Annotated in this window: 2 protein-coding genes and 1 pseudogene; all 3 read right to left on the bottom strand. The window is 39.5% G+C overall.

The window, feature by feature from the left end; translation table 11 throughout:
• Positions 1–120: 120 nt before the first annotated feature.
• Positions 121–540, bottom strand: a complete 420-nt coding sequence (locus CKO12_RS15050) for an IS630 transposase-related protein (RefSeq protein WP_338032768.1) — start codon at positions 538–540, stop codon at positions 121–123.
• Positions 518–658 (bottom strand): transposase, encoded by a 141-nt coding sequence (locus tag CKO12_RS15055; RefSeq protein WP_242466364.1) that lies wholly within the window; start codon positions 656–658, stop codon positions 518–520. The genes CKO12_RS15050 and CKO12_RS15055 overlap by 23 nt, the downstream gene beginning before the upstream one ends.
• 48 nt (positions 659–706) lie before the next feature.
• Positions 707–937 (bottom strand): annotated as a pseudogene (locus tag CKO12_RS14290) (transposase); the annotation flags it as partial.
• Between the last annotated feature and the right edge of the window lie 376 nt (positions 938–1313).

Here is a 1313-nt window from a genome sequence, read left to right on the forward strand (position 1 = left end):
ATACTTAACTGAACTGTCTTCTTCACGTCTTAAGAAATTCAAAAGTTGGTCTTCGTTGCACAGTTTCACTGTCGTAAGCTCCTACATTTTCTCTTATAGTATAGTATGTTTTGCGGATAACTATAAAGTCACTGTTAGTAAAGAGAAGTCAGCGATTGCTCCAATCGCATTTATTCGTCCTTTTTCATGCCAATTGCGTTTGTCTAAACACTGTTTTCCAATAGAAGCATACCCATAAGAACGTGGCATATCATTAGCAAACCCACTTTCATCAATATAAACTACTGTTTTTCCATGACTTTTATGGCTTTCTACGCGCTCTTGAAATGAAAAACGTGCTTGATCATTTACCTTGGGATGAGAAAATGTTTTTTTACGACTAATGCCTAATCTTCCCAACGCTGTGCCAATACCACTCTTACTCACTTGCAATCTATCAGCACGTTCCTGAAGGTAGGCATCGGGATACATTTCAACATCTTTTAGAAGATGATCCGTATTAATTTTAGTTGGAGGTTTATTGCGATTCCAGTTCTTTATTCCAACGAGCTAAACTTGCAGGTCCGACTCCTAGCCTATGAGCGGCTTCACTATAAGTAAGATTAAACTTTTCTTTTAGTTCTAATGCTCGACGACGAAATTCAATAGAATAAGTCATGTGTTTTTACCACCTTAGTTTATAACTCATTTTATGTTGGATCGACTATAGTTCATAACGTTCGAGTAAATGGCGAAATTTTAACAGCGTTGTCGCATCTGGTACCGATTCAATACTTAAATCAATGCCAATGAATTGTAGTAATGATTGACTATCGTAAATTGCATCTTCCAGTGCCTCATCAGCAAGGTGATACCATTGCTGCACAAAGTACATTCTTAACATCCGCTCTAATCCAATTGGCGGACGACCGCGCTTACCTTGACTATCAGGATAATAATAACATCAGATATCAAACAAAACTGCGGTGTGGAACGCTGTCAAGCGCGTTCAGCAATTTCTCAACGCAATCATATTGGTCTTGCAAGTGCGACAAGGTAAGCTGTACAAGTAACTATTTTCCAACGATTTTGATGAGAAAACCTGCTATTTTCCTAGCAGTAGCCTACTCAAGCTGGCATAAGTAGAAATGCTGTGTCAGGAGCCTTGGGGACAATGAAGCCCGTGACGCAAGTCAGGAAATGGAGCCGTGAGATAAAATCAACTCTACTAGCATTAAAGTGGATGGGAGCTAGGCTTGGAAGGTATGGTGAACATAAGTGAAGCAATGTTAAAGACCGTTATCCTCAAGGAGCCAAATAATGCTGATAGGCTC

It is taken from the genome of Chromatium okenii (assembly GCF_016583745.1).
Lineage (GTDB): Bacteria > Pseudomonadota > Gammaproteobacteria > Chromatiales > Chromatiaceae > Chromatium > Chromatium okenii.

Excerpts from the sequence above, each read along its gene's own strand:
- CKO12_RS15055 (WP_242466364.1), bottom strand. The coding sequence starts at position 658 with ATGACTTATTCTATTGAATTTCGTCGTCGAGCATTAGAACTAAAAGAA.